Below are 25133 nucleotides of genomic sequence, written 5' to 3'. Positions count from 1 at the left end.
TTGATTCAAATCTAGCGTAGTGATGTATTCACGAGTGGCAGTGATCCGACTCGATTAGATTTTTTTCAAACATAAGTCGCATACCCTTTTTCAAAATACAAAGAGATTTTGATTTTATTCTATTTAGGCGGAGGACGGAAAGTGATGCCCGGCTCAGTAGTGGGGTGATTGTTTGCCGGCGATGACGGCGGCTTACAATCAAATTCAGCTTTGAGATTTTTTCGGGCTTTGAAAAAAGCTCAAAGTGGATTCACTACGTTCCAGACGACAAGGCAATCACTTTCCGTCCGGAGCCGGCAGTGAACTCCCACCCCTCCACCGGCATTAATACTCCATTTTCTAATAAACAATCTCAATATAATCAGCAAAACGCTTACAAAAATTAAAAAATTGTAATCTTTCTAATGAAAGTTTAATTTAATATATATACATTCTTCTCATTTTGTTTTAGAATAGTGATACACGTAATTTGAAAGGAGAAATTTTAATGTCTCAATCATTACAACCAGTTGACACTCCTGCGTTTTATATCAATCCTGATTCAAACGTATCTGTAATCAACTATAGTGAAGGCTATATTCAAGATGTTTTCCAATTAATTAATAGCGAGGGTCTACTAAGTTTAGTTAAATTATACTTAGACGACCAAACCAATGAAAACAATGCTGTTGTTCAAGTTACACCAAAACAATACGTTGACGTTTTAAAAGCAATACTTACAAATAATACAAAAGGCTATGCCATTTTTGATAAAGAAAAACTTCTTCAAAGTGTTGAAGATCTATATTCTTACTACCGTTCATACTTTAGAGTATCTTTGATCAACAAGCATAACAACGCCGTTATCAAGGGTAGTTTCATGGATGTTGATAACCACTTCAACGAAGTTGTCATTGACCTATACCGTGCGATCGAAGAGAAACTTCAAGGATTTACTAACCACACATATCGTCAAATCAATGCTGGTACTAATGCCAGTGCCATTGTTCAATCAATTCAATGGCCAGCACCTAAGGGCTACGAAAAGCTTGAAAACATTCGTTTCATCGATACTTTGATGCTTCGTCCACCAATGATGATGCACACAAAGAGTAACAAACGTGAAGGTGTCTTTGATGCCGTTCCTGACAACCCTATCAAAAAATTTGCCGGTGACCGTGACGAATGGTACTGCTTCCCTGCTAAGATCGGTGAAAGTTTAGCTTATATTTACTTCCAACGTGATTATTTCGTTAGTGGTATTGCTTTAGGTAACTTGTTTGAAGTTGCTTCTGAAGAAGAAGTACGCGGCAAGAAGCCTGATGAGATCTTGCTATTTGGTCTTCCCGAAACTGAAGGCGACGTATGTCACTACTTCCATGATGAAGCTAACGACATTTGGGTCGGCGAAGTTCCTTATAATGATAAGACTACTTACTTTGGTTACATGAAGAAGATGTGCTTAACATTGCATAACCTTCACATGATCTACGAAAACAGATTGCCAATCCATGGTTCAATGGTTAAGATCACATTCTCAAATGGTAAAGTTAAGACTGTTGTCTTCTTCGGTGACTCAGGTGCCGGAAAGTCAGAATCTATTGAAGCTTTGCAAGAGATTGCTGATGATAAGATTGTTGACATTGAAACAATTTTTGATGACATGGGTAGTTTTGCCTTTGACGACGATGGCAATATCTACGCACAAGGTACAGAAACTGGTGCCTTCGTTCGTTTGGATGACCTAAGTTCTGCTGTTGCCTTCAATAACATGGACCGTGGTATCTACTTGAACCCTGAATTGAAGAATGCTCGTGTTATCTTGCCTGCTAACTCATACAAGCGTGTCGTTCAACATCACACGATCGATATGTGGGTATACGCAAACAACTACGATTCAGAAATCGGCTTGCACCAATTCCCTGATGAAGAAGCTGCAAAGGCTACATTCATCGCCGGTAAGAGAAAAGCCTTGGGTACCACTGATGAAGTTGGTATGAGTACTACCTTCTTTGCTAACCCATTTGGACCTGTTCAAGAAGAAAAGAGAACTCGTCCAATTATCGACCAAGTCTTCAACAAGCTATATAAAGACAACATTTACGTCGGTGAAATTTATACTCACCTTGGTAACGACAAGTCTAAAGACAGTTTGAAAGAATCTGCCAAAGAGTTGCTCGACCAATTGATGAACAATTAAAAAATAAATTTCAATCAATTATTTTATTTAAAATATAAACAAAAATCTCTCCTAATCAATTTTCAGTAATTAATTAGGAGAGATTTTTTTGTCTAAAATGAAAAATTAAATTTCAATCACCTGATATATCAACGTTTTCATTTCCAATAAAATAAAATACTATAATTTGAATAATCAATATATTAAAAAGATGATATTTTTTAATCGTGATGAGGCTCACGCATAACAGCGGGTGTCCATTATGAAAAACAAAATAACAAAATTAATAATTACGGTTATTTCATTAGTTTCACTTATTTTTATTTCACAGCAAGTTACCGAAAAAACTACTCAAGCAGCCACCAACAATAGCGATCCAGTTTTCTTCATCCCCGGATCATATTCAAATATCGACTCATGGGATAAGATGTATGAACGACTCGATCCTTATCAGGTTCATCCAATCGTTAAAATATATGTTGACGAGTATGGCAACGTTTCTAGAACAAATGTCAGAACGCCTAATACTGGCGAACGTCCATTTGTAACAATTTTTTGCCAGAACATTCTTTGGAATGACGACGCTGTTTATCAAAATTCTGCAGGTTTGATAAACGGAATCGATGCATATAGAAGACAAAGTCCTTTCAACAGCGCTGATATCGTTGGTCAATCCATGGGAGGTGTCGTAGCCACTAGATACATGGAGATCAACTCATCAGTCAAGTTCAATAACTTCATTACCACTGGTACTCCATTCAATATGAGAGCAACTAATGGTCAACCTCCTACAGATATGCTGATCAATTTGGCAGCTGGCGGAGACCGTTTGAACCATAACATGAACGTTATTAACGTGATCGGACGTACGCTTGATGACCCTTCTACTGATAGTGTCGTATCCCGTGATAGTGCTATGGCCGGTAGAAACATTTTCATCGGCAATGTTGGTTCATTTAAAAATCTTTATTTGAGTGGAAATGATGCTCTTCATCCTAACCAGATCGAAAGTGCTCAATTCGCACAGATCTTGCAGGATAATTTAGCATTATAATTCATTTTCAATCTTTACAAATATAATTAAAGATTAACGGTAATAATTATCACTAATATAGTGATAACTTATAGGTGTAATGAATGGGTTCATTACATCTGTACGACCAAGGTGATATATTCCTCGAATTACATACACTACCGGATGGGACGGTTCGTATAATTCAATTGACAAACAATAATAAACATAATGGTTCGAACTGGGTAAGATTCAAAAATAAGACCATTATGCCCTTGATCGATAAGCACTTGAACGATTTTAAAATCGATAATGAATTTTAAAAACATCAGGAGGTCGCAACTATTAATAGGTCGCGGCCTCCTTTTGTGTAAAAAAAATCACGCCTTTTTTAAGACGTGATTTTATTCCCTTGGGAGGAATATTCAGATTGAAAATGATTAATAATTTTACCAGCTTTGACCATTAGCTGTCATGATTGTTGAAACGTCACTTGGAGTTAATGATTTTGCTTGGATATTATTATCTTTTGCAAAGGTATAAGTTTGCATAATTGTTTCTAAGACGCGTGCAGCTGATTTTTGCAAATCGCCTAAGGCTAACTTGTTTCCATCAGCAGAATTTGTTACAGCTTGTTGTAATGCGCCTTGAGTACCACCTGGCATGATCAAGTCATTACCAGCATGCATCAAAGTCCAAGGTTCAGAAAGACTCTTCAAGTTATACCAATCTGTCATAACTGTACCCTTGAAGCCCCATTCGCCTCGTAGAATATTTGTCAATAAGTCGTAGTTAGCGGCATTGTATTGACCATTTACTTGGTTATATGAAGACATTACGTATTCAGGTTGTGCATCTTTGATAACAGTTTCGAAGCCTTTGAGATAAATTTCTCTCATTGCTTGTTCGCCAATTTCATCGTCCATAGTTTGACGATTTGTTTCTTGGTTGTTTGCAAAGAAGTGTTTGATAGTCGTACCAACGCCAGGATTTGATTGAACACCCTTAGTGATAGCTGTAGCAGAAACTCCAGCAATTAGTGGATCTTCTGAGTAATACTCAAAATTACGACCATTTAATGGATCACGGTGAATATTCATACCTGGAGCCAACCAAGTATCAACATCGAATTCCTTCATTTCTTTACCAACAGCATCCCCAACTTGATACATCATTTGAGGATCCCAAGCTTGAGCTAACAAGGTTCCGATAGGCCAAGCAGTAGCATATTGATATCTGGCATTACCATTTTTAATAGTATATGGTGTCAAACGAAGTCCAGCAGGACCATCTGAATTAACTGAAGCAGGAATTCCGCGGTTAGTTAATTCAGAAGTAGTTTGACCAGCAGCACCAGGTACCAAAGTTGATACGTTTCCGATGATCGATAAAGCTTCTTGTGAAGCAGAATCGTTAGTGCTTCCATCTAACATGCTATCAACACCGTTTTTCATAACGTTGTATGTTGTAGCAAGTTGTGCAGCAGTCATTGATAAACTACCATTAACGATTTGTGAAAGTTGTTCTGGTGTCAAACTAGCAATAAATTGATCCATTGTTACTTTGCCATCGTAAACATCTTTCAAAGTTGAACCGTCAGCAGCTTGAACGTAATCAACTGTTTGATTCAAATCTGTTTCTGGTAAGATCAGATTTAATTTTTCATCGACAACAGTTCTAACGTCATTGCTGTTATAAGTTGAAGCGTTGTTACCAACAACCATATTCAATGAATTAGCATTTAAATTGATCTGTGGTGCTGTATCTAGTTCTGCAGCTTGGTTAGCTGGAACGTATGTATCGTCGCTGCCATGATAAGTTGTTGGATCTGTACTTGGCACTACTTCTGGAGAAAGTTGTTCAGTAGTAACTTTAGTAGGTAGATTCAAAACTGCAGCAACGTCAGTGTTACGTGAGCTATTACCGACACGGATAATGTACTTACCTGCATCAAGAATATAGCTACTTGTAGCAGTGTCGTAACTAGCCATGTTGTAAAGTGGGAATGATAAAGTCAAAGTTTGGCTTTCGCCTGGTGCTAAAACGTTTGTCTTAGCATAAGCTGCCAAGTTTTGGAAAGCTTTATCGACAGTACCCTTAGGTGCTGAATAATATTCTTGGACAACTTCGCGTCCTGAATATTGGTCCCCAGTGTTAGTAACAGTAACTTTAGTAACTAAGTTGTTGCCAACAACTTGAACTGAGTCAGTTTTTTCAGAGAAGTCGGTGTATGAAAGACCATAACCAAATTCATAGTGTGGATCAACGTTGTAAGTATCGAAATAACGATATCCTACGTAAATTCCTTCGCTATAATATTGTTTTTCAGGATTACCAGCATTTCCAAAAGTTGAAGCTGATGGATAATCTGAATAGTTATAAGCCCATGAATCAACTAACTTACCTGAAGGTGTAACTTTACCACTAAATAAGTCGGCAACCGCAACACCAGTGTTTTGACCACCTTGTGAGACTAGTAGGACGCTATCAAGATCAGGGATCTCGTCGATAAATTTCGTATCGATCTGTCCACCAACGTTTAGAAGCAAAATACTCTTCTTATAGTTAGCTGCTAAATTCTTAATATTGTTGAATTCAGCATCCGTGATTTCATAATCGCCTTTAGTATCAGTCCGGTCAGTACCTTCACCAGCGTTTCTGGAAAGAACATAAATACCAACATCGGCCGGAGCAGCATCAAAGTCGCTTTGTGAGATCTGCTTGTCAGTGTAGTTGAATGTTCCCATCATTGGATGAGACTTAGTAAATGCAGCATTTTCTTCATCATAATCTTTGGCTGTCTTAGAAAGCCAGTCGTCAGATGTGATTTGATAACCTGCATCCTTTAGTCCATCCCAGATATTGACGACGTTACGAGGGTTAACATTACCAGAACCTGTTCCTCCTTTCACTGTTCCATAAGCTCCTGCACCAAATAAGGCTACAGAGTTATCAGTTGAAATAGGTAAGGTCTGATCATTGTTTTGCAATAAGACCATGCCGTCTTCAGCTGCTGAGGTCGACAATTTTGAATTGGCAATCTCAGTCTGATTAGGATTAAAACTCGAGGTAGCCGAGCTATCTGAAGAAGTCGACGCAGTATTAGCGACTACGTTGGCAGTATTAGTTGTCCCCGTAGTACCAGTATCTGTGGAGTTTTGATTTGATTCAGATGCCTGTGTATTTGCTTGAGAAACAGTAGTTTCTGAAACCTCAGAGTCAGATGTCGTATCTGCACGAGCGTTGCCAAAATAAGCGAACAAACTTACTAGCAATAAAGCAACAACACTAGTCAGAAGAACGACGATCTTCTTCTGCTTTCTATCCATCCAATCACCCCTAAATATAAATGTATAACGTTTTGTGAAAACGTTACCATGTTGATTATTATAAACCTAATATTACAATTGTGTAACATAAATCATATGAAATTTTTCATTTCTTAGCTTATTTTCATTGAATTATATGAAAACCGGTCTGAACCATTGTCGCCATCATGCAGTAATTCAACCTTTTTCAAATCTGATGAGACCACAAAAAAATCCACAACTTTCGTCATGGATTTTCACTACTTCAATATAGTTAAATTTGCTTGAATAATTTCTTTATTGATAATCGCCAGTTCTTGATAACTCATCTTATCAGGATGTTCGAACCAATAGATATACGAATTGATCAAACCAGAAGACAGATATTGCAATACTAATTGATCATTAGCCGATGGATTATCCACCAACAACGAGTCCTCCAAGGTATGAAAAAGCATTCGTTGTAATCGATCAATCAAGGCGTGGTGCTTTTGATTTAAACAAAGCTGCTTGAATCCTTGAAAGTTGGAAGACAAAATATTATCAAAGGTATCCAATAACGTTTCAATGTCGCCATTGGCGCTTTTCATTGTCTGATAAACTTGCTCCGATAGCTCATTTTCGTAATCCTCAAAAATATCGTCAACATTGGAATAATGAATATAAAATGTCCGGCGATTCACGTCAGCTTTTTCACAGAGCTCCGTCACCGAAATATCAGCAATTTCTTTAGTCTCCAACAATTCAAATAAAGCATCAGTCAAGGCAGTTTTAGTTTTCAAGACACGCTTATCCATTATTTCACCTACTTTCAAAAAGATAATTCACAGTTTTGTAAAAAAGAGAGCTCGGGAACACATCCCCAGCTCTTTTTTGATGGAATCTTAATACTCACCTTTAATAACAAAAAATGACCCACGAATAGTGCCAGCCAACTTAGAACGTTGACGAGCAAACTTGAATTTACCTTCAAACTCCTGAGGAATCTCCATCCCGTCAGAAAGTTTAAAGCCAACAGCCCGCTTGCCACCATCATCAAGAGCATACATGACATTGACAGCCAAGCCATTTTCGTAGAAGACATAAGCAAATTTAATACCATCAGCCTCAAAATGAGTAACCTCAAGCGGCTTATAGCCAAACTTCATATCACGTTCAGCCAAAATCTTCTCAATCCAAGGAAGAGTCTCAGGATCCTCCTCAGGAGTATAAGTAACAAACTCATGCTTAAACTTATTCCAGTAGTAACGAGCTTCATTAGCCCGCAAACCAGCCAAAGCATCAGCAACAGGAGAACTCTCCAGACCAACAGTAGAAACATCTTTAAAATCAACTTTATATGACATAGCTAACCTCACAAGATTCAGAATGAATTAAGCATAGCACTCATTGAAAACGGTAACAATCAGAATGAAAAATATAACAATAATTCCATCGAACGTAAAAGTGCGAGCTGGCGAAGAGCCAGAGAGCAAGAAGGCGAACGCGGAGTTGGCAGAAAGCCAACAAGCAAGAGAAAAATGAAGGCGCGGAGTTGGCGAAGCCAACAAGCCACTATTTCCTAAGATCCAAACAATAAGGTTTAGTAACTAAACTAAATGTTTATCCAGAAACCGCCCGCATACCCTCTTTAAACAAACAGAGGAGATTTTGACTTAACTCTGTCTAGGCGGAGGACAGAAAGTGATGCCCCGGCCCAATGGTGGAGTTTTATGTTGGCCGGCGATGACGGCGGCTTACATAAAAAGGCAGCTTTGAGATTTTTTCGGGCTTTGAAAAAAGCTCAAAGTGTCTTCACCATGTTCCGGCCGATAAGGGCAATCACTTTCCGTCCGAAGCCGACAGTGAACACCCCCCATCAAAACCAAAAATGAAGCAGCAACCAAAGTCGCCACTTCATTATAATTTTTAGAATATTGAGGAGGATTCAAAAAATTAGTTTACTTGAACATCTTTAGCATTTACATACTCATTAGTAGATACACGGTAATAAGTTTCACCAGTACTGTTGTTTACACGAACAAGATCAGTGAACCAGTCAGTACCAGCACCCAATGAACGACTTTGAAGTTGTTGAACTTGATCGTATAGAGGAGCTTGAGTAAGAGTAGTCAAAGTCTTCTTTATCTGGTTGTTAGTATATGAAACGCCAGATTGAACAGGTGTGATAGTTTCTGAGTCGTCATTTGTAGCGTCAGGAATCATATCGCTCTTGCCAGTAACAAGACCATAAGCACCACCAACAACGTTATCAACGATATCCAAAGGTTGTGCGATCTTCATAATAGTTGAAGCAACGCCACCAACTAATGGAATGTTGCTTACTGTATCGATAGCTTTGTTTTGGAAGTTGTGAACAGCATTGCCCCATTTGTTAGTAGTTGGAGCAACTAAGCCAGTCGTTCCAGCAACGACGTTTGCGACAACTGGAACTGTTTCAGCATCTTTGATAGTTGTACCAATGTAATCAACATCATATGTTGGATTTGAAGTACCAGCTGGTGCTGTTGTAGTGTCTCCTGCTTTTGTAGAAGCAACAGTTGAATCGCCTGTTCTTGAAGTTGCAAAGTCTGACTCTTCTGTAGCTGTAGCTTGAGTATTAGCAGATTGTTCTGTTGTGGCACCTGTTGCTGCAGTACCTGCGGTTGCGGCAGTTCCGGCTGTACCAGCAGTAGCAGCTGTTCCTGCAGTAGCTGCAGTTACTTCTTGAGCTGGTTGTAATTCAGTAGCAGGAATAGTTGTTTGATCACCATTGTCTGCTGTAGCTGCAGTTTGTGCAACGTCAGCCTTTGGTGCGGCTACGCCAACTTCGGCCGTCTTGCCAACTTCAGCAGTAGTACCTGTTTGAGCAACTTGTTCTGTAGCTGCATTATTAGTATCTGTGGTTGTATCAGCATTTGCAGTACCTTGAACCGCAGCAACACCGGTAAGTGTTAAGGCAATGGCAAATGATGATGATAGTAGAACTTTCTTATATTCCATAAAAATCCCCTTTTCCCTGTAGCAATAGCCTCTTTCATTCCCAATAAATGAGAGCGCTATCAAATTTAAATTAATTATACAACATTTCTGAATAATGTGAATAATATTTTTTAAAAAATAGAAATGTTTTGGTTTATAAAATAAAAATTAATACTGGATTTTTTAATGCTTTCCAATATCACGGTCATTATAACGGTTAATATTTCAATTTCAGTTACATTATTTAGAAATAATTGATATTAAAGTTCAATAATTCACTAGATAGTTATCGAAAAAAATAAAAAAAACACCCAATTCTTTTTGAATTGGGCGTAATTATTATTGTTGATCATCTTTGAATAATGCGTTCAAGATCTCTGGCAAATTTTGAATATATTCGCCGACTGTATGAAAAATGCTTCCTAAATCGATATTTCCCATAATAAATCTCTCCTTTTACCAGTTTTGACCATTAATTGACATTGTTGTTGCAACGTCATTTGGTGTAAATGAATCAACTGGGACATTATAAGTTTTTGCAAATGTGTTTGTATTCATAATTGAAGTCAAAACACGTTTGGCAGCTTGTTGCAAATCACCAAGGTCAAGTTTGTTTCCGCCGATTGGTAAAGTTGAAGCAGCAACTTGAAGTGGGATTTGTGTTCCACCAGGCATGATCAAGTCATTACCGGCGTGGATAACTGCAGGTGAATCTGTCAAACTCTTGAAACTAAACCAGTCTGTCATAACTCCACCTTTGTAGCCCCATTCGCCACGTAAAATGTTAGTCAGCATATCATAGTTAGCTGCACTATAAGTGCCGTTAACACGGTTGTACGATGACATTACGTATTGTGGTTGTGAGTCTTCAATAGCGATTTGGAAACCTTTGAGATAAATTTCTCTAAGAGCTTGTTCGCCAATTACTGAGTTAGTAACAAAACGATTTGTTTCTTCATTATTTGCAGCAAAGTGTTTAATAGTTGTTCCGACACCGGGATTTGATTGAACACCCTTAGTTTCGGCAGCAGCTGAAATACCTGCTACTAATGGATCTTCTGAGTAATACTCAAAATTACGTCCATTTAATGGATTACGGTGAATATTCATACCTGGAGCTAACCAAGTATCGATACCCATTTCAATCATTTCTTTACCAACAGCATTGCCGACACTATAGATCATCAATGGATCCCAAGTTTGGGCCATCAAAGTTCCAATTGGCCATGCAGTAGCATATTGATAAACAGTTTTTCCATTAACGGTTCCAACTGGTGTAAGTCTTAAACCAGCAGGTCCGTCAGAATTAACTGAAACTGGAACTCCCTTGTCTAAGAGTGCCGAAGTAGTTTGTCCAGCGGCTCCAGGAACGATTGTTGAAGCTCCACCAACGATAACTGAATTGCTTGATTGACCAAGGCCTGCTTGGTTTTTCAAGGCCTCAAATCCTTCAGCATTTAAATCCAGATTACCGTTAACGATCTTACTTAATTCTTTAGTAGATAAACTAGCAACGAATTGGTCCATAGTTATTTTGCCTGTATAGACATCAAACAAAGTTGAACCAGGTGCTGGTGTGACCTTTTGAATATCTTGAGTCAAACCATTGTTTGCAAGGACTTCAGAACTGCCATCATTAACAATCGTTGTGACTCTGTTTGGATCATATGGTGATGACTGGTCGCCTAAAACTCCATTAAGAGTTGAAGGATCGAGTTCGATCACAGATGCAGATGCTAATTCTGCAGCTTGGTCAGCTGGCACAAAGGTACTAGTATTGCCGTGCAATTGTGTTGGATCAGAATCAGGCATCATTTCGTTAGCAAGTTGTTCTGTTGTAACTTTTTCAGGTAAGTTCAAAACAGTTGCTACATGTGTATTCCTTGAGCTATTACCGACTCTGATAATGTAATCGCCGGCATCCATGATGTAGCTTGCAGAATTAGTGTCGTAACTAGCCATATTGTAAATTGGGAATGACAATGTCAAAGTCTGGCTTTGACCTGGTGCTAATGTATCTGTCTTAGCATAAGCTGCTAAGTTTTGGAAAGCCTTGTCAACTGTTCCAGCTGGAGCAGAATAATATTCTTGAACGACTTCACGTCCTGAATAAGTGTCTCCAGTATTTGTAACAGTCACTTCAGTTACCAAATTAGTTCCATCAACATAAGTCTTATAAGGATTGATGTTGAAAGTCGTATAAGATTGGCCATAACCGAACTCATATTGTGGAGTTACATTGTAAGAATCGAAATAACGATAGCCAACGTAGATTCCTTCATTATATGGTTCAGTGATTGAATTTCCATCGTTTTCGGCAAAAGTTGCTGAAGATGGATAGTCAGAATAGTTTACTGCCCAAGTGTCAGCCAACTTACCTGAAGGAGTAACCGCACCACTGATTAAATCAGCAGCAGCTAAACCAGTATTTTGACCGCCTTGAGAAACTAATAAAATACTTTTTAAATTAGGAACTTCTTTTAAGAAATTCATATCGATTGGAGCACCAACATTTAATAACAGCACACTGTTGTTATAGATGTTAGAAATATTTTTGATATTAGCTAATTCGTTATCTGATAAAAGATAATCGCCTTTAGCATTTTTACGATCTGAACCTTCACCAGCATTACGTGAAACTACATAGATACCAACATCAGCAGGTGCAGCATCGAATTCAGCTTGTGTAATTTCTGGATCTGAGTAATTAAATGTACTCAATAAAACGGCTGTTTTATTGAAGGCTGCTTCCTTCTTATTATAGTCAGCAGCAATATTGTTTAACCAATCTGTTGATGTGACCGTGTAGCCAGCATCTTTAAGTCCATCCCAGATATTGATCGTTTGTCTAGGATTAACGTTTCCTGAACCAGTTCCGCCTTTAACAGTTCCGTAAGCTCCGGCACCAAAAAGTGCGATTGATTGGTCAGTTGAGATTGGCAATGAATTATCTTTATTCTGAAGCAAGACCATACCATCTTCGGCAGCAGATGTTGATAATTGCGAGTTCGCAATTTCTTGAGCATTTGGCTGACCGTCTGAGGTTGTGTCTGCTTGAGTATTAGCAGCTGTTACGTCAACTGGTGCTGAAGTCTGATTTTGATCAGTAGAAACAGCATCAGTTTGGGCAACAGGTGTATCGGAAACTTCATTTGAGACTTGCGTCGAAGGAACATCAGTTGTTGTAGTTTGTTCAACTGGTGTTGCATCCGTCGTCGCAGCGTCAACAGTATCGTTAGAATAACCAACAAGTCCAAAGACAAATGTTGCAATCAAACTAGTCAATACTGTCATGAGTTTCGATTGAGAATGTTTCATTTTCTCACCTCATTAATTTTTTGATTAGCCTAATTGAACGTCTGAAGCACGAACGTATTCGTTAGTTGAAACACGGTAGTAAGTAGCACCGGTCTTAGTATTTACACGTTGAATATCTGTAAACCAATTAGTACCAGCTTGTAATGAACGGCTTACGGGTTGTTCCATAACATTGAATAATGGTGCTTGAGTAGTTGTTGTAACTGTGTTGTTGATACGGTTGTTCTTGTAGCCATCTGAATAATCAGTTTTGGCGGTTGTCTTAGTAGTTTCTTTAGTACCTTTGATAGCTTCTGTAACTTTGTTGCCGACAGCATTAGGGATCAAGTCATTTTCGCCTGTTGCTAATCCGTAAAGACCGCCGATGTTGTTATCTGTCAAATCGAATGGTTGAGCTAATTTCATTAATAATGATGGAATCTTTCCACCAGGTAAGTTGCCAACAACATCAATTGCGGCATCTTGAATATCATGTGAAACTTTACCAAGTACGTTTGATGTTGGATCTACAAAGCCAGTAGCACCAGCATAAACATTTGAAAGTGGTTTAACTTTTGAAAGGACGCTTCCAGTAACAGGTGCAACGATGTCGTTACCGACAATATCTGCAGCCTTGTCTTTGGCAGCATTTTTAACTGTTGTTAAAATTTTATCTTGAGTTGAATCTGTAGTAGTTGTTGTTGATGCAGCAGTTGCAACTGGTGTTGTTGCTGTTTGAGCATCAGCAGTTGTATCTGTTGAAGCTTGAACTTGTGTTGTGGCACTGTCATCAGTTACGGCAACATCAGTTGCTGTATCCGCAGTTGCAGCAGCAGTTGTTACATCTGATGTTGCGTCAGTATTTGAAACTTGTGGTGCAACTTGCTCTGTTTGAGTAGTATCAGCGTCACTAGTAGTATCAGCTTGTGCTGAACTAGTAGCAATCGTGAACCCAGCCAAAACAGAAGTAATTGCTAAAGTTGTTGAAAGCAAAATTTTCTTTAATTTCATAATTATAATGATTCCCCCTTTTAATTTGAAAAAAAAGATCCCTTTTGTAGAACAAAATTCAATTTACAAACAACATCGGCTCCTCCCTTAGTAGCCTCAACCAAAAAAGACTAACCCATCAATCCTCCCAAAAAGATGTGTTAGTTTGTTTAGTTGACATTTTAATGACATCGTTTCCAAATCAAGATAAATTATACAACACTTAAATCAAAATTTGGTTATATTGATTAAAATATAAATCACCAATTATCTATATTGTTGATATTTAAAAAATCGAATTAGTGTTATAACGTCTCCTATCCGGCTCTATACATAGGTTATAGAATTCATCGAAAAATTCAGATGATTTTTATCACTAATAATTGATTTATTATTTCGTTATTTTCCCCAAACTTAATTTCAAAAAAATCAAATATCAAGATGATCAAACATGGTAGTGCATTCGGCTGCCAGCTTGATTTTTTACAAAATAAAAACGCCTCAATAAAATTGAGACGTTAAACAATTTGTTTATTAATTAAAAGTTACATCTTGAGCACGAACATATTCGTTAGTTGAAACACGGAAATATTGTTGTCCAGTTGCATTGTTAGTTCTGAGAATATCAGTATACCAATCTGAACCAGCTGCTAAAGAACGACTTGCTTGATCGCCATTTGCTGTAAACAATGGAGCAAGTTTGTTAGTTGTTACTGTTCCAACACTTGATTCGTTGCTATACGAAACAACTGGTGTGTTGTCTACAGGTGTTGTATCAGGAACATCTTCATCTGTTGAAACTCCATTGATTCGATCAGTAACGTCTTGTCCAACTTTGTTAGGAATTGTGTCATTTCTACCAGTTACAAGTCCGTAGACGCCCGCAACATTATTTGCAGTTAGATCATATGGTTGGATATCTTGAAGGATTTTCTTTGGAAGTGCGCCTAATGTATCGCCAACAATATTGATACCAGCATTTTGAAGGTCTTTAGTTACTCGACCAGCAACGTTTGATGATGGATTAACTAAACCTGAACCACCAGCATAAATACTTGAAATTGGCTTAACCGCAGCCAAGGCAGTTTCTGTAACTGGTGCAACAATGTGGTTACCCACGACATCAGCAAAAATACCTTGTGGTGTTGATGGAATAACTGATTCAGTAGTAGCGTCATCAGTTGAAGCTTGAACAGCTGGTTGATCTGCTGAAGCTTGAGTAGCAGAAACTTGCGCTGTTTCGTTTGTTTGATCAGTTGTAGCTGCTTGATCAGTATTTACAGCAGTTGTTGAAGTTATTTCTGCTGAATCGTTAGATGTTGCTTGTGTTGAAGCTGCATCTGCTTGAGCTGATGCTTGCGTTGAAGCAACTTGTTCAACATCAGCAGAGTTGTCTGTGGTAGTCTCAGCGTGAGCTGATCCTTGAGCAATTGAGATACCTGCTAAAGCAGCAGTAATAGCTAGTGATGATGAAAGCAATACTTTATTAAACTTCATGTGATAGTCCCCTTTTATATAAACAATATTTGTAAAATCCCCGTATGCTCAAATTTTATATTAAATATTTTATGATATCGGTAGCATACATGTTCTGTATTATACATCATATTTTTTATATTTAAAGTTAAATTTTATATTTTAGAGCATTTTATTTAGATATTATTGATTTGGACATATTTAAAAATAGTCACAAATCACTGTCAGAACGACATATAATGATATTTATATAACAATCATGCAAATAACGGATTTTAATAACTTGTTTTTTGACAATAAAAAAATAGCCTCAATCTGAGACTATTTTCTAAAAATATTATAAAAAGAATCCATGTCCTTAAATCCGAGTTTTTCGATGGATCCGTCGATATCACGAGTGATACTCGTAAATGACCTTTTAATGTTGTCAAAACGATATTTAGGATTAATTGCATACATCATATGAACTACGATCACGATCACCAAGGCAATCTTATTAGTATAACTAGTCGTCCCATTGATATTCTTGAACCAGAGATATTGTTGGTAATCCTTCGGAGCCAAAGCATCAGTGGATAATGTGATATCTAACAAATTAGAATTGTGGCAACAAATATTTCTCACAAAATTGAGACATTCGAGCCAGGAAACCAATTCATCCCTGCTGCAATGAAAATAATCAGTAAAGTGTCGCACATTATCGGCCGACATCAGCCTAATCAAACTAGAAGTAGTTTCAAATGTTAATAAATTAGTCATCAACCAAACAGTTGGAAAATTATCGCTATTCAAATTTTCGCGATAATCTAAATCTAAAATATTTGAATTATATGCTTGCCGCAATAAAGACTTTTTGAAGTAAAATTGTTTTTCTTCCAGGCTATAGGTAGAAATACTGCTATCAGCCCAATTGGAGAATTCAAGATAGCCAAAAGGCCCATATTTATCACCCAAAACATGCGAGATCAAACTATTCATTGAGACTTCAATATCTTCAATTGCATGCAACAAGTTGATCCGCAAATTCTTGTCTTGGTAATAACGCTTAACAACAAAGTCGAAGGACAAACCATCATAATCAGGAGTATTGTAACCATCTCGGTAAGCAAACGGATATGCGAATTGCTTCAAAGTATAGTACCCAATAGCCTCAATAGCATTGAGATTCTTCTCGCGCATATCAGGATTCAGTTTCATACCACGCTTAGCAAAAAGATTCAGTTGCTCCTCATATGTGAGTTGCTTAGGACTATGCACCATATACACCTTCAATCATTATCGGTATAAATAATAAAACTTCAAGTATAAAAAATAATCAGAATATGCACCGTTTATAGAGGTAAAAAAATCTACCCACAACCTTATTTTGAACCCTTGAGATAATTTATTACAACTATTTACTAAAAATATATTATTGTATTTTGATATAAAACAATTCAATTAAATTAATAAATATACAATAAGCAACTCACAAGGAGATACGATGTTGGGCAAAGCCCAACGAGCCCAAACGAGAATCAACCAAATTTATATTATTTGATACTAGTTAGATGCGATGTTGGGCAAAGCTCAACGAGCCCAAACGAGAGTCAGCCAAACTTATATTATTTGATACTAGTTAGATGCGATGTTGGGCAAAGCCCGACGAGCCACCCAAACTAGAGTGAACCAATGGTATCTCACGAGGAACAAGTGAGATATGAGGCTGGGCAAAGCCCAACCGAACATGGTTAAAACTGAAGTGAGCCGACAAACTCCAATCCTTTACAAACAAAAGTCGCATACCTTATTTCAAACAACAAAAGGGGATTTTGATCTAATACTATTTAGACGGAGGACGGAAATCGATGCCCCGGCCCCCATGGGGAAATAACTAATGGAACGTACGTCGCCTTTGGCGCGTGCGCTACTGCTGAAAATGTTGGCTACGCCAACGAACAATCAAGGATGCCGTCCGGAGTCGGCCCGCATACCGCACAAAAAAAAGGCTTCCAACTACAAAAACCATAGTCAAAAGCCAAGCCCTACTTAGCAACACTAAACTTAGACAACCTCTTCAATCCAATACCAGTAAACCCACTAATAATAGACAAAACAGGCGACAACAAACTAAAGAAACAAAACGGCAAAAACGCCAAAGTAGAAACACCAAGAGTATTGGCAGCAAAAGCCCCAGCAACACCCCAAGGAATCAAGTAATTGATCACAGTACCCCCATCCTCAAGCACTCGACTCAAGGCCAGATTATCCAGCCCACGCTTGCGGTAAGTATCCTTAAACGCTTTACCAGGCAAGATAACAGATAAGTACTGCTCACCAACGAAAATGTTAACGCCAATACCAGACAAAATCGTAGCCGTGACCACAGAACCCGGCGACTTCAAACGCTTAGCCAAAGGTTCAATCGCCGTTTGAATAATATCAAATTTCATCAACAAACCACCCAATGACAAGGTTAAAAAGATCAACGAGATCGTACCCATCATTGAAGTAATACCACCACGAGTCAACAAGGCATCAACGTTAGCATTACCAGTTTTTGAAACAAAGCCATTCTCAACAAATCCAGCAACCTTTGGAATCGTTGTTCCAGGAACTTGTACGAAGATCATCACGATTGCGACTGCAATGTTCAATAACAAAGTCGCAATAGCAGGGATCTTCATGATCGCACAAACAAATAATAAGATGATCGGCAAAATTGCCCACCAAGAAACTGCAAAGTTAGTAGTTAATGTATGTAAAGTTGGTTGAATATTAGTCAATTTAGCGCCAGATTCACCTAATCCCAGAATCCAGTACAAGATAAATGAAATGATGAATGCTGGAATAGTTGTCCACATCAAATTTTTAATATGAGCAAAAAGGTCTGATCCAGCAATTGCTGCTGCTAAGTTAGTTGAATCTGACAGTGGCGAAGTCTTATCGCCAAAGATAGCTCCGGAAATGATCGCACCAGCGACTAATGCCGGATTAACTCCCATTGTTGTTCCCATTCCAAATAGTGCGATTCCAATCGTTGATACGATCGTAAAAGCCGAACCAATCGATGTACCAATCAAAGCACAAACAAGAAAGACTGATGGAACGAACCATTGAGCCGAGATCAGATGAAATCCAGCCACCATCATTGATGGGATCACACCGGCTGCGATCCAAGTTCCAATCAGGGCACCAATCAGAATAAATATAAAAATCGGCACGATACCATTTTTTACTCCATCCATGATACCATCATGAATTTCATCCCAGCTCTTCCTGCGAATTTTTGCCCAGACAATTATTAGTCCGATAACTAATAAAACTGGCGTCTGTGGTGACAAGCCAAAGCCAATTACTCCAGTTCCTAGGACGATCAGCATAACTAGCAAGATGATGATCGATTCTCTAAAACTTACTTTTTCCCTCATAAATGTTTTCTCCCATAAAAAAATCGCCCCTGCTGCTTCTGCAACAGGGACGATTTGACGTAACCGTGGTACCACCCAACTTGAGGTCGCAAATAGACCTCCACTCTGAGCGATAACGGCACTCTACTCCGCTTGGGAAACCAAGTCATGTTTGGTATTTATCCATGAACACCCTGACCGGTTCGCATCAACCACCGGCTTTCTTACGCACAGATGCCACGTTACTTCTCAATAGATACAAGGTATCTAATCAAACACTTCAATGTAGTGAATCATAACAACTATTTTTATTACCGTCAACCTAATTTTTAATGACTATGCCATTCGTCTGTCGATCACTTTGGAAATAAGCGATAGTGCATAACATACGATAAAGTACAAAATAGCTAAAGCTAAGTACATTGGCACAATATAGTTAGCGTTTTGTCCGTAAATAACTTGAGCATGTTGCATTAATTCAGGAACCACGATGATCGTTGTCAATGAAGTATCCTTGATCAACGAGATCAATTGCGAAACTAATGCTGGGATCATCTTTTTATAAGCCTGAGGCAAAATAATGTGCCACATAGCTTGCGTATAGTGCATCCCCATTGCTCGAGCGGCTTCCATTTGTCCGACATCAACTGCTTGGATACCAGAACGAATGATCTCGGCAACCATCATCGATTCAAAGACTGACATTGCTAAAATGGCAGCTGGAATCGTATCCGGTTTGAATCCTAAGGATGGCAAACCAAAGTAGACGAAGAAGATGATCAAAAGTAGTGGCAAGTTACGGATGATATCAATGATGAAACCAATGATTTTGGATAAGTAAGGAATTTTGGTATAACGAATAATTCCTAAGATTGATCCTAAGATCATACTAAATACAACTGAAATTGCGGAAATTTCAACAGTGACCCAGAGTCCTTGGAGAAGGAATCTTAGATTAACTGCTGAATAAGCATTGATCCAATTTTGCATAATTCAAACTCCCCCTCTAAGCCAGATTCTTTTCTAGATGCTGCATGTAATAACTGATTGGCAAGGTGATAACTAAGTAGAACAAACCAACAATTATGTATGTATTAACAGTATCAAAAGTTTGTGATGCAATTGCATTACCTTGGTACATCAAGTCAAATCCAGCAACGAAAGCTAGGACTGATGAATTTTTGACCAAGTTAATGAATTGGTTACCCAATGGTGGGATAACTAACTTGAAGGCCTGTGGCAAAACGATGTAGCGCATAGCTTGCCAGAAGGTCATCCCCATTGCACGTGAAGCTTCCATTTGTCCAACATCAACTGAGTTGATACCTGAACGAACAGTTTCAGCGATAAAGGCTGATGTATAAATCGTCAATCCAATCGTACCGGCAGTAAATCCATTGATCTTAACGAAGTACAACGGAATAACTAAATAGAAAAACATTGTGATAACTAGTAGCGGAATGTTACGGAAAATTTCTACGTAGACATTACCGATAACACGTAAAACTTTATTCGGCACAACTTCCAAAATGGCAAATAATGAACCAATGATCAAACTAGCAACTAACGCGATAATACTGGATAAAATCGTCCAGCCAAATCCGGTCAGGAAGTCTTGCCAATTGTTTGCAAATAAACTAGCCATTAGCGTAGCACCTCCCTGTAGTTGAAGCCTGGAACATTACCAAACCACTTCTTGATCAGTTTGTTATATGTACCATCTTTTTCAGTCTCTTTGATTGCTTTATTCAAAGCGTGTCTTAATGCAGGTTGGCCTTTATTGATACCAATACCATAAGGCTCAGTTGTAAAGGCACTACCTTGAACGTGGTAGCCAGGATTTTCAACCGCCATACCAGCAAGGATAACGTTATCAGTTGTCAAAGCATCGCCTTGACCAGATTTTAGAGCAACTAAAGCTTGAGCGTAATCTTGCAATTGCAATACTCGGGCTTTTGGAGCATATTTTTTAACATTTTCAACTGAGTTTGAACCCACAACACCAATAACCGTCTTGTTGTTCAAATCCTTAACGCTCTTGACTGGCGAGCCATCTTTGACCAAGATAGCTTGTCCAGCGTCAAAATAAGAATCAGAAAAATCAATTACTTTTTTACGTTCAGCATTAATCGTCATTGTGGCAATAATTGCATCAATATTTCCATTCTTCAACAATGGAATACGTGATTGCGATGTTACAGTTACGAACTTAGCCTTACCGTTTTTACCAAGGATCTTCTTTGTCAAAGCTTTGGCCATATCAATTTCGAAACCTTTTTCTTGGCCATCCTTAACATCGATCAATCCCATTAATTTCGTATCTGCTTTAACACCCCAGGTGAGTGTGTTGGAATCTTTTGCATTGTGCAAAACATCTTGTGCGGAAAGTGGCTTAGAACCACAGCCGACTGACACTACAGCGAGGAGCACAGACATCATCAATACCAAAAAATATTTAAGTTTTTTCATGGTAGTCCCCTTCCCCTCTGTTAGTGCTTAATGATCTTGCTTAAGAACTGTCTTGCACGTTCATTTGTAGGATGTTCGAAAAAGTCTTTCGTCTTATCATCTTCCAAAATTTGGCCATCAGCCATGAAAATAACACGGTTAGCAACTTCTTGAGCAAAGCCCATTTCGTGGGTAACGATCAAAGAAGTCATTTCACCTTGACTAGTAACGTATTTGATAACTTTCAAAACATCATCGATCATTTCAGGATCTAGCGCACTAGTTGGTTCATCAAAAAGCATACAACGTGGCTTCATAGCTAGAGATCTAGCGATTGCCACACGTTGAGCTTGTCCACCAGAAATTTGTGAAGGCATATTGTGAGCTTTATCAGCCAAACCAACTTGGTCAAGCAAAGCCATCGCAGCCTTTTTATTTTCATCTTCGTTCATTTTTAAGACGATTCTTGGAGCAATCATAACGTTTTCGAGAACGTCTTTATTCGCATATAAATTAAAATGCTGGAATACCATTCCCACATCAGTCCGGATACGGTTGATATCCGTATTCTTGTCAGCAATATCACGACCATTAACGATCAATTGGCCTTCTTGAATTTTTTCAAGACCATTAACACTTCTAGCTAGGGTACTCTTCCCAGATCCAGAAGGTCCGATCAAAACAACGGTTTCCCCTTTATCAATCTCTAAGTTAATGTCTTTTAATGCGTGAAATTTACCATAATACTTTTGCACGTCGCGGAACTCGATCATCGACATAAAACTTTCTCCCTTCATATCCCTGTCTAAAAGATAAATCCATATTGCAACTCATCAAAAAAGACTATTAGAGAAATTTTAATATTTTTAAATTGATTTGGCAATCAAAAACACATTTCTCTGTAAGTTAACTTTCAATTTTAAAAAATTAACACCTCAATAATACCGCTACCTTTAGCGGTTAAAAACGCTTTTTAGTAATTTTTCAAAAAATTATTTTGGTTATTTTACGAAAACGGTTACATTCTCTAATAAAAAAAAGACGCCCGAAGGCGTCCAAACTAATTATTTGTTGAGGATAAATAGTTTACGGGGGTGAAACTGCTACTACTTCAAGACGATTTGTTTGTATAGATATCTCGTCAACAAGTAATAACCTAGATAAAGCACAAGGAAAATCAGGAATGGAATGTAAATCCCACTGTATGGGTGAACTAACAAGGCTTTAAACATTTGTAGCCCAGCCAGAACATGGACGATTCCCAAAATTCCAGGAACCGCGAACAAGACGGCAATTTCTTTGTTGATCGATTGATGCAAAGTCTTTTCACGTGTTCCAATCTTATAAAGCATGTTGTAACGTTTAACGTCGCCGGCAGCACCTGATAAGATCTTAAACATCAAGCAACTAGCTAGCATAGCTAGAAAGGCGATTCCCAAGAAGAATCCCATGAATTCTAACCCGGAGTAAAAGCCATTGACCAAGACATAAGCAGAGTATTTATCGCTTGAAGACATCCCTGCCAGATTGTAGCGGTCTTTTTGAATCTCGGAGATTTTCTTGATCTCTTTTAAGTTGCCATTGAACGATTTCGTTTTAACGAACGTCAAATTATTTTCTTTGACATTGACCTTCGCAAATTCGGCATCGCTAACTAATTTAGCTGGCGCTGTTCGATTTTTTGGAAGCAAGGAACTAGTCAAAGTAAACGCAGCCTGTCCTTTAGTAGGATCAGTCGTAGTCAATTGCTTGTTCGACATATTATTAGTATTGAATTTAACATAATGGAAAGGTGTCTCTTTAAAGTCGCTGGCACGATAATAAGTTGCATCGTTAGTTGTTTTAAAATTATATTCCGTAACTTTCTTATCATGGATCTTGTCGATCTGAGCACGTTCTTTATCGCCAGGATTGATCATCGTTGAGTCGTAATAATTTTGACCTTCAACAACGGTACTGATCTGTTGACGGAATCCTAAACCAACTGTGATGGCACCAAGTGCTAAAGCAAACATCATCGCAACCATTGAAAGGATTCTTGTGTAGTCACCAATTCTAAAGTTCAATTGCGACAAGGTGAAGTTGTTCAAACCTTTTTGAGAAAAATTCTTGTTACGCTTCAAAGCATTGATGATCGTCGTCGTTAATGAATTGATCACAAAATATGTTCCAATAATAATAGTTACTAAGGCAACTGGTACACCTAAGAAAATGAATGCAGCATTTTTACCCATGTAGAACATGGCAAAATAACCAATTACTAAAAAGGCGATCCCGAGGATCGATTGAATAACCGTCCAAGCTGAATTACGTTTCAATCGCGTTGGTTGACTGTCAATGTGCAATAACGTAAGAACCTTAGTCCGACGCAGAGAGATTGAATTTCTTAAAGCTGAAAAGATAAAGATGATAATGAAAAAAGCTAATGTGGCCAGTAATGCTGGCATGTAGAAACTTGAAAAATGTTTAGCCGGAATATCCAAATTTTTCATTAATAATTGTCCGACAAAGCCAGTAGCAAAAATTCCGATCGCGATACCAATGATTGAGGCAATCGCACCGATGGTAAATGTCTCCACAAAAATCATTCGCGAAACCTTGCTGCTTTTGGCTCCAAGCATCATGAACATCCCATACTCTTTTTGCCTCATGCTAAGCAAGAACTTATTGGCATAGTTAATATAAACAATAGTTATGATAGCTAATAAAATGACTCCGAATGCAAAAATGAACGATGTTGCAGCGGCTGGCGAATTAGATTTCAAGAATTGTTGATTCATCGCCAACGACATAAACATATAAAAGATTGCGGCAGCAATCATCAAGCCAGAAAACAGCACGCTGTAATCTCTAAAACGATGCTTGATGCCACTCAGTGCTAATTTGTTAAGCATAATTTCCCCTCCTATTCAGCAAATGTTCCCAGTGAATCTAAGATTTCTTGATAGAATTCTCCACGAGAATGTTCCTCGTTTTTCAATTCTTGGCCGATCTCTCCGTCTTTAATGAATAAGATACGGTCGCAGAAACTAGCAGAAAATGGATCATGCGTTACTAATAGGATAGAAACATTATCTTCGTGGTTGATTTTAGTCATCGTGTCCATCAAAGCACGAGCACTCTTTGAGTCTAAAGCTCCTGTTGGTTCGTCTCCAAAAATGATTTCTGGTCCGTGGACTAAGGCACGAGCTGCAGCTACACGTTGTTTTTGACCACCTGACAATTCGGTTGGATAGTGATTTAAAATGTCAGTCAAACCGAGTTTTTCAGAAATACTCATAACTGCTGGTTTGATCTCGCTAGGCTTACGGTTTTGGAGTGCCAATGGCAAAGCGATATTTTCGTAGGCTGTTAAGTTTTCTAGCAAGTTGAAGTCTTGGAAGATAAATCCGATCTTGTTGGCACGAAAGTCGGCCATTTCATTGTTGTTCAATTTGGTGATGTCTTCTCCGGCGATTTTAACTTCGCCACTTGTTGGTGTATCCAATGTTGATAGGATGTTTAATAAGGTAGTTTTTCCTGAACCTGAAGCTCCCATGATCCCAACGAATTCGCCGGGTTGAACTTCAAAGTTTACATCTGATAAAGCTTTGAATTGTTTTTCATTGGCTTTACCATAGATTTTTTCGATATTATTTACTTCGACTATTTTTGTCATTTATGTGTCCCTCCATCTGATATATCTATCATATGAGGAATGTTGTATTTAGTCGTTCGATTTATATTACATATGCTTACAGTTTTGTAAGCCTTTGATTTAGGCGGTATGAGACCCGGCACCGGGGTGGCGTCACTGAATCGGCGCTGGAACGCTGTGGGTACACTTGAAACTTATTGCAAAGACCGCAACAATTTCCAAGCTGCACCTTCCACTAAGCACTGCTTCGCATTGCTAAGAGGAATTTCACGGCTTAGGCCGAACGTGACGCCACCCCGGTGCCTAAACAGAGTTAAATCAAAACACTATTTTTTTGAAAGATGGTATGCCGGCAGTACTTGCCTAGGATTAAGAATTGTCTACTATCCTCTTTATTAAGTAAATTTATAAATAGTTGTTAAATTGATTAATTGATTTTTTTAAATATCGATCAATG

Annotated in this window: 17 protein-coding genes; 2 read left to right on the top strand and 15 right to left on the bottom strand. The window is 38.3% G+C overall.

What is annotated here, in order from left to right; translation table 11 throughout:
* Window positions 1–487 precede the first annotated feature (487 nt).
* Window positions 488–2179: a phosphoenolpyruvate carboxykinase gene (locus LKF16_RS08615; RefSeq protein ID WP_291470548.1), complete on the top strand. Its 1692-nt coding sequence runs from the start codon at window positions 488–490 to the stop codon at window positions 2177–2179.
* A gap of 241 nt (window positions 2180–2420) precedes the next feature.
* Entirely contained in the window at window positions 2421–3212 is a 792-nt protein-coding gene (locus LKF16_RS08610) for an alpha/beta hydrolase (RefSeq protein ID WP_291470546.1), read from the top strand.
* 407 nt (window positions 3213–3619) lie between these two features.
* Here LKF16_RS08610 and LKF16_RS08605 read toward each other — a convergent pair whose 3' ends face one another.
* From LKF16_RS08605 to LKF16_RS08535, 15 genes are all read right to left on the bottom strand, one after another.
* Window positions 3620–6499: a glycoside hydrolase family 3 protein gene (locus tag LKF16_RS08605; protein WP_291470544.1), complete on the bottom strand. Its 2880-nt coding sequence runs from the start codon at window positions 6497–6499 to the stop codon at window positions 3620–3622.
* Window positions 6500–6738: 239 nt separating this feature from the next.
* Window positions 6739–7275, bottom strand: a complete 537-nt coding sequence (locus LKF16_RS08600) for a TetR/AcrR family transcriptional regulator (protein WP_291470543.1) — start codon at window positions 7273–7275, stop codon at window positions 6739–6741.
* An 87-nt stretch (window positions 7276–7362) separates the two neighbouring features.
* Window positions 7363–7824, bottom strand: a complete 462-nt coding sequence (locus LKF16_RS08595) for a phage tail protein (RefSeq protein ID WP_291470541.1) — start codon at window positions 7822–7824, stop codon at window positions 7363–7365.
* Window positions 7825–8413: 589 nt separating this feature from the next.
* The gene (locus tag LKF16_RS08590; RefSeq protein ID WP_291470540.1) at window positions 8414–9460 is read right to left on the bottom strand and encodes a hypothetical protein; all 1047 of its coding nucleotides are present in this window, start codon (window positions 9458–9460) and stop codon (window positions 8414–8416) included.
* 435 nt (window positions 9461–9895) lie between these two features.
* Window positions 9896–12757, bottom strand: coding sequence for a glycoside hydrolase family 3 protein (locus tag LKF16_RS08585; protein WP_291470538.1), 2862 nt, complete (start codon window positions 12755–12757; stop codon window positions 9896–9898).
* 24 nt (window positions 12758–12781) lie between these two features.
* Window positions 12782–13747, bottom strand: a complete 966-nt coding sequence (locus LKF16_RS08580) for a hypothetical protein (protein WP_291470536.1) — start codon at window positions 13745–13747, stop codon at window positions 12782–12784.
* Between the two features lie 513 nt (window positions 13748–14260).
* A complete protein-coding gene (locus LKF16_RS08575; protein ID WP_291470534.1) occupies window positions 14261–15223 on the bottom strand; it encodes a hypothetical protein in 963 nt (320 codons plus the stop codon).
* A gap of 300 nt (window positions 15224–15523) precedes the next feature.
* Window positions 15524–16462 (bottom strand): Abi family protein, encoded by a 939-nt coding sequence (locus LKF16_RS08570; protein WP_291470532.1) that lies wholly within the window; start codon window positions 16460–16462, stop codon window positions 15524–15526.
* 764 nt (window positions 16463–17226) lie between these two features.
* Entirely contained in the window at window positions 17227–18612 is a 1386-nt protein-coding gene (gene nhaC / locus LKF16_RS08565) for a Na+/H+ antiporter NhaC (RefSeq protein WP_291470530.1), read from the bottom strand.
* 315 nt (window positions 18613–18927) lie between these two features.
* Complete coding sequence (locus tag LKF16_RS08560; protein ID WP_291470528.1) at window positions 18928–19581, bottom strand: amino acid ABC transporter permease; 654 nt, start codon at window positions 19579–19581, stop codon at window positions 18928–18930.
* Window positions 19582–19597: 16 nt separating this feature from the next.
* A complete protein-coding gene (locus LKF16_RS08555) occupies window positions 19598–20236 on the bottom strand; it encodes an amino acid ABC transporter permease (protein WP_291470526.1) in 639 nt (212 codons plus the stop codon).
* Window positions 20236–21060, bottom strand: a complete 825-nt coding sequence (locus LKF16_RS08550) for a glutamate ABC transporter substrate-binding protein (RefSeq protein WP_291470524.1) — start codon at window positions 21058–21060, stop codon at window positions 20236–20238. Before LKF16_RS08550 ends, LKF16_RS08555 begins: the two co-directional genes overlap by 1 nt.
* A gap of 20 nt (window positions 21061–21080) precedes the next feature.
* A complete protein-coding gene (locus LKF16_RS08545) occupies window positions 21081–21818 on the bottom strand; it encodes an amino acid ABC transporter ATP-binding protein (protein ID WP_291470522.1) in 738 nt (245 codons plus the stop codon).
* A 327-nt stretch (window positions 21819–22145) separates the two neighbouring features.
* On the bottom strand, window positions 22146–23933 hold the full coding sequence (locus LKF16_RS08540; protein WP_291470520.1) for an FtsX-like permease family protein: 1788 nt from the start codon (window positions 23931–23933) through the stop codon (window positions 22146–22148).
* An 11-nt stretch (window positions 23934–23944) separates the two neighbouring features.
* Entirely contained in the window at window positions 23945–24697 is a 753-nt protein-coding gene (locus LKF16_RS08535; RefSeq protein ID WP_291470519.1) for an ABC transporter ATP-binding protein, read from the bottom strand.
* Between the last annotated feature and the right edge of the window lie 436 nt (window positions 24698–25133).

Source organism: Companilactobacillus sp., from assembly GCF_022484265.1.
GTDB lineage: Bacteria > Bacillota > Bacilli > Lactobacillales > Lactobacillaceae > Companilactobacillus.
This window is presented reverse-complemented; position numbering and strand designations above follow the sequence as displayed.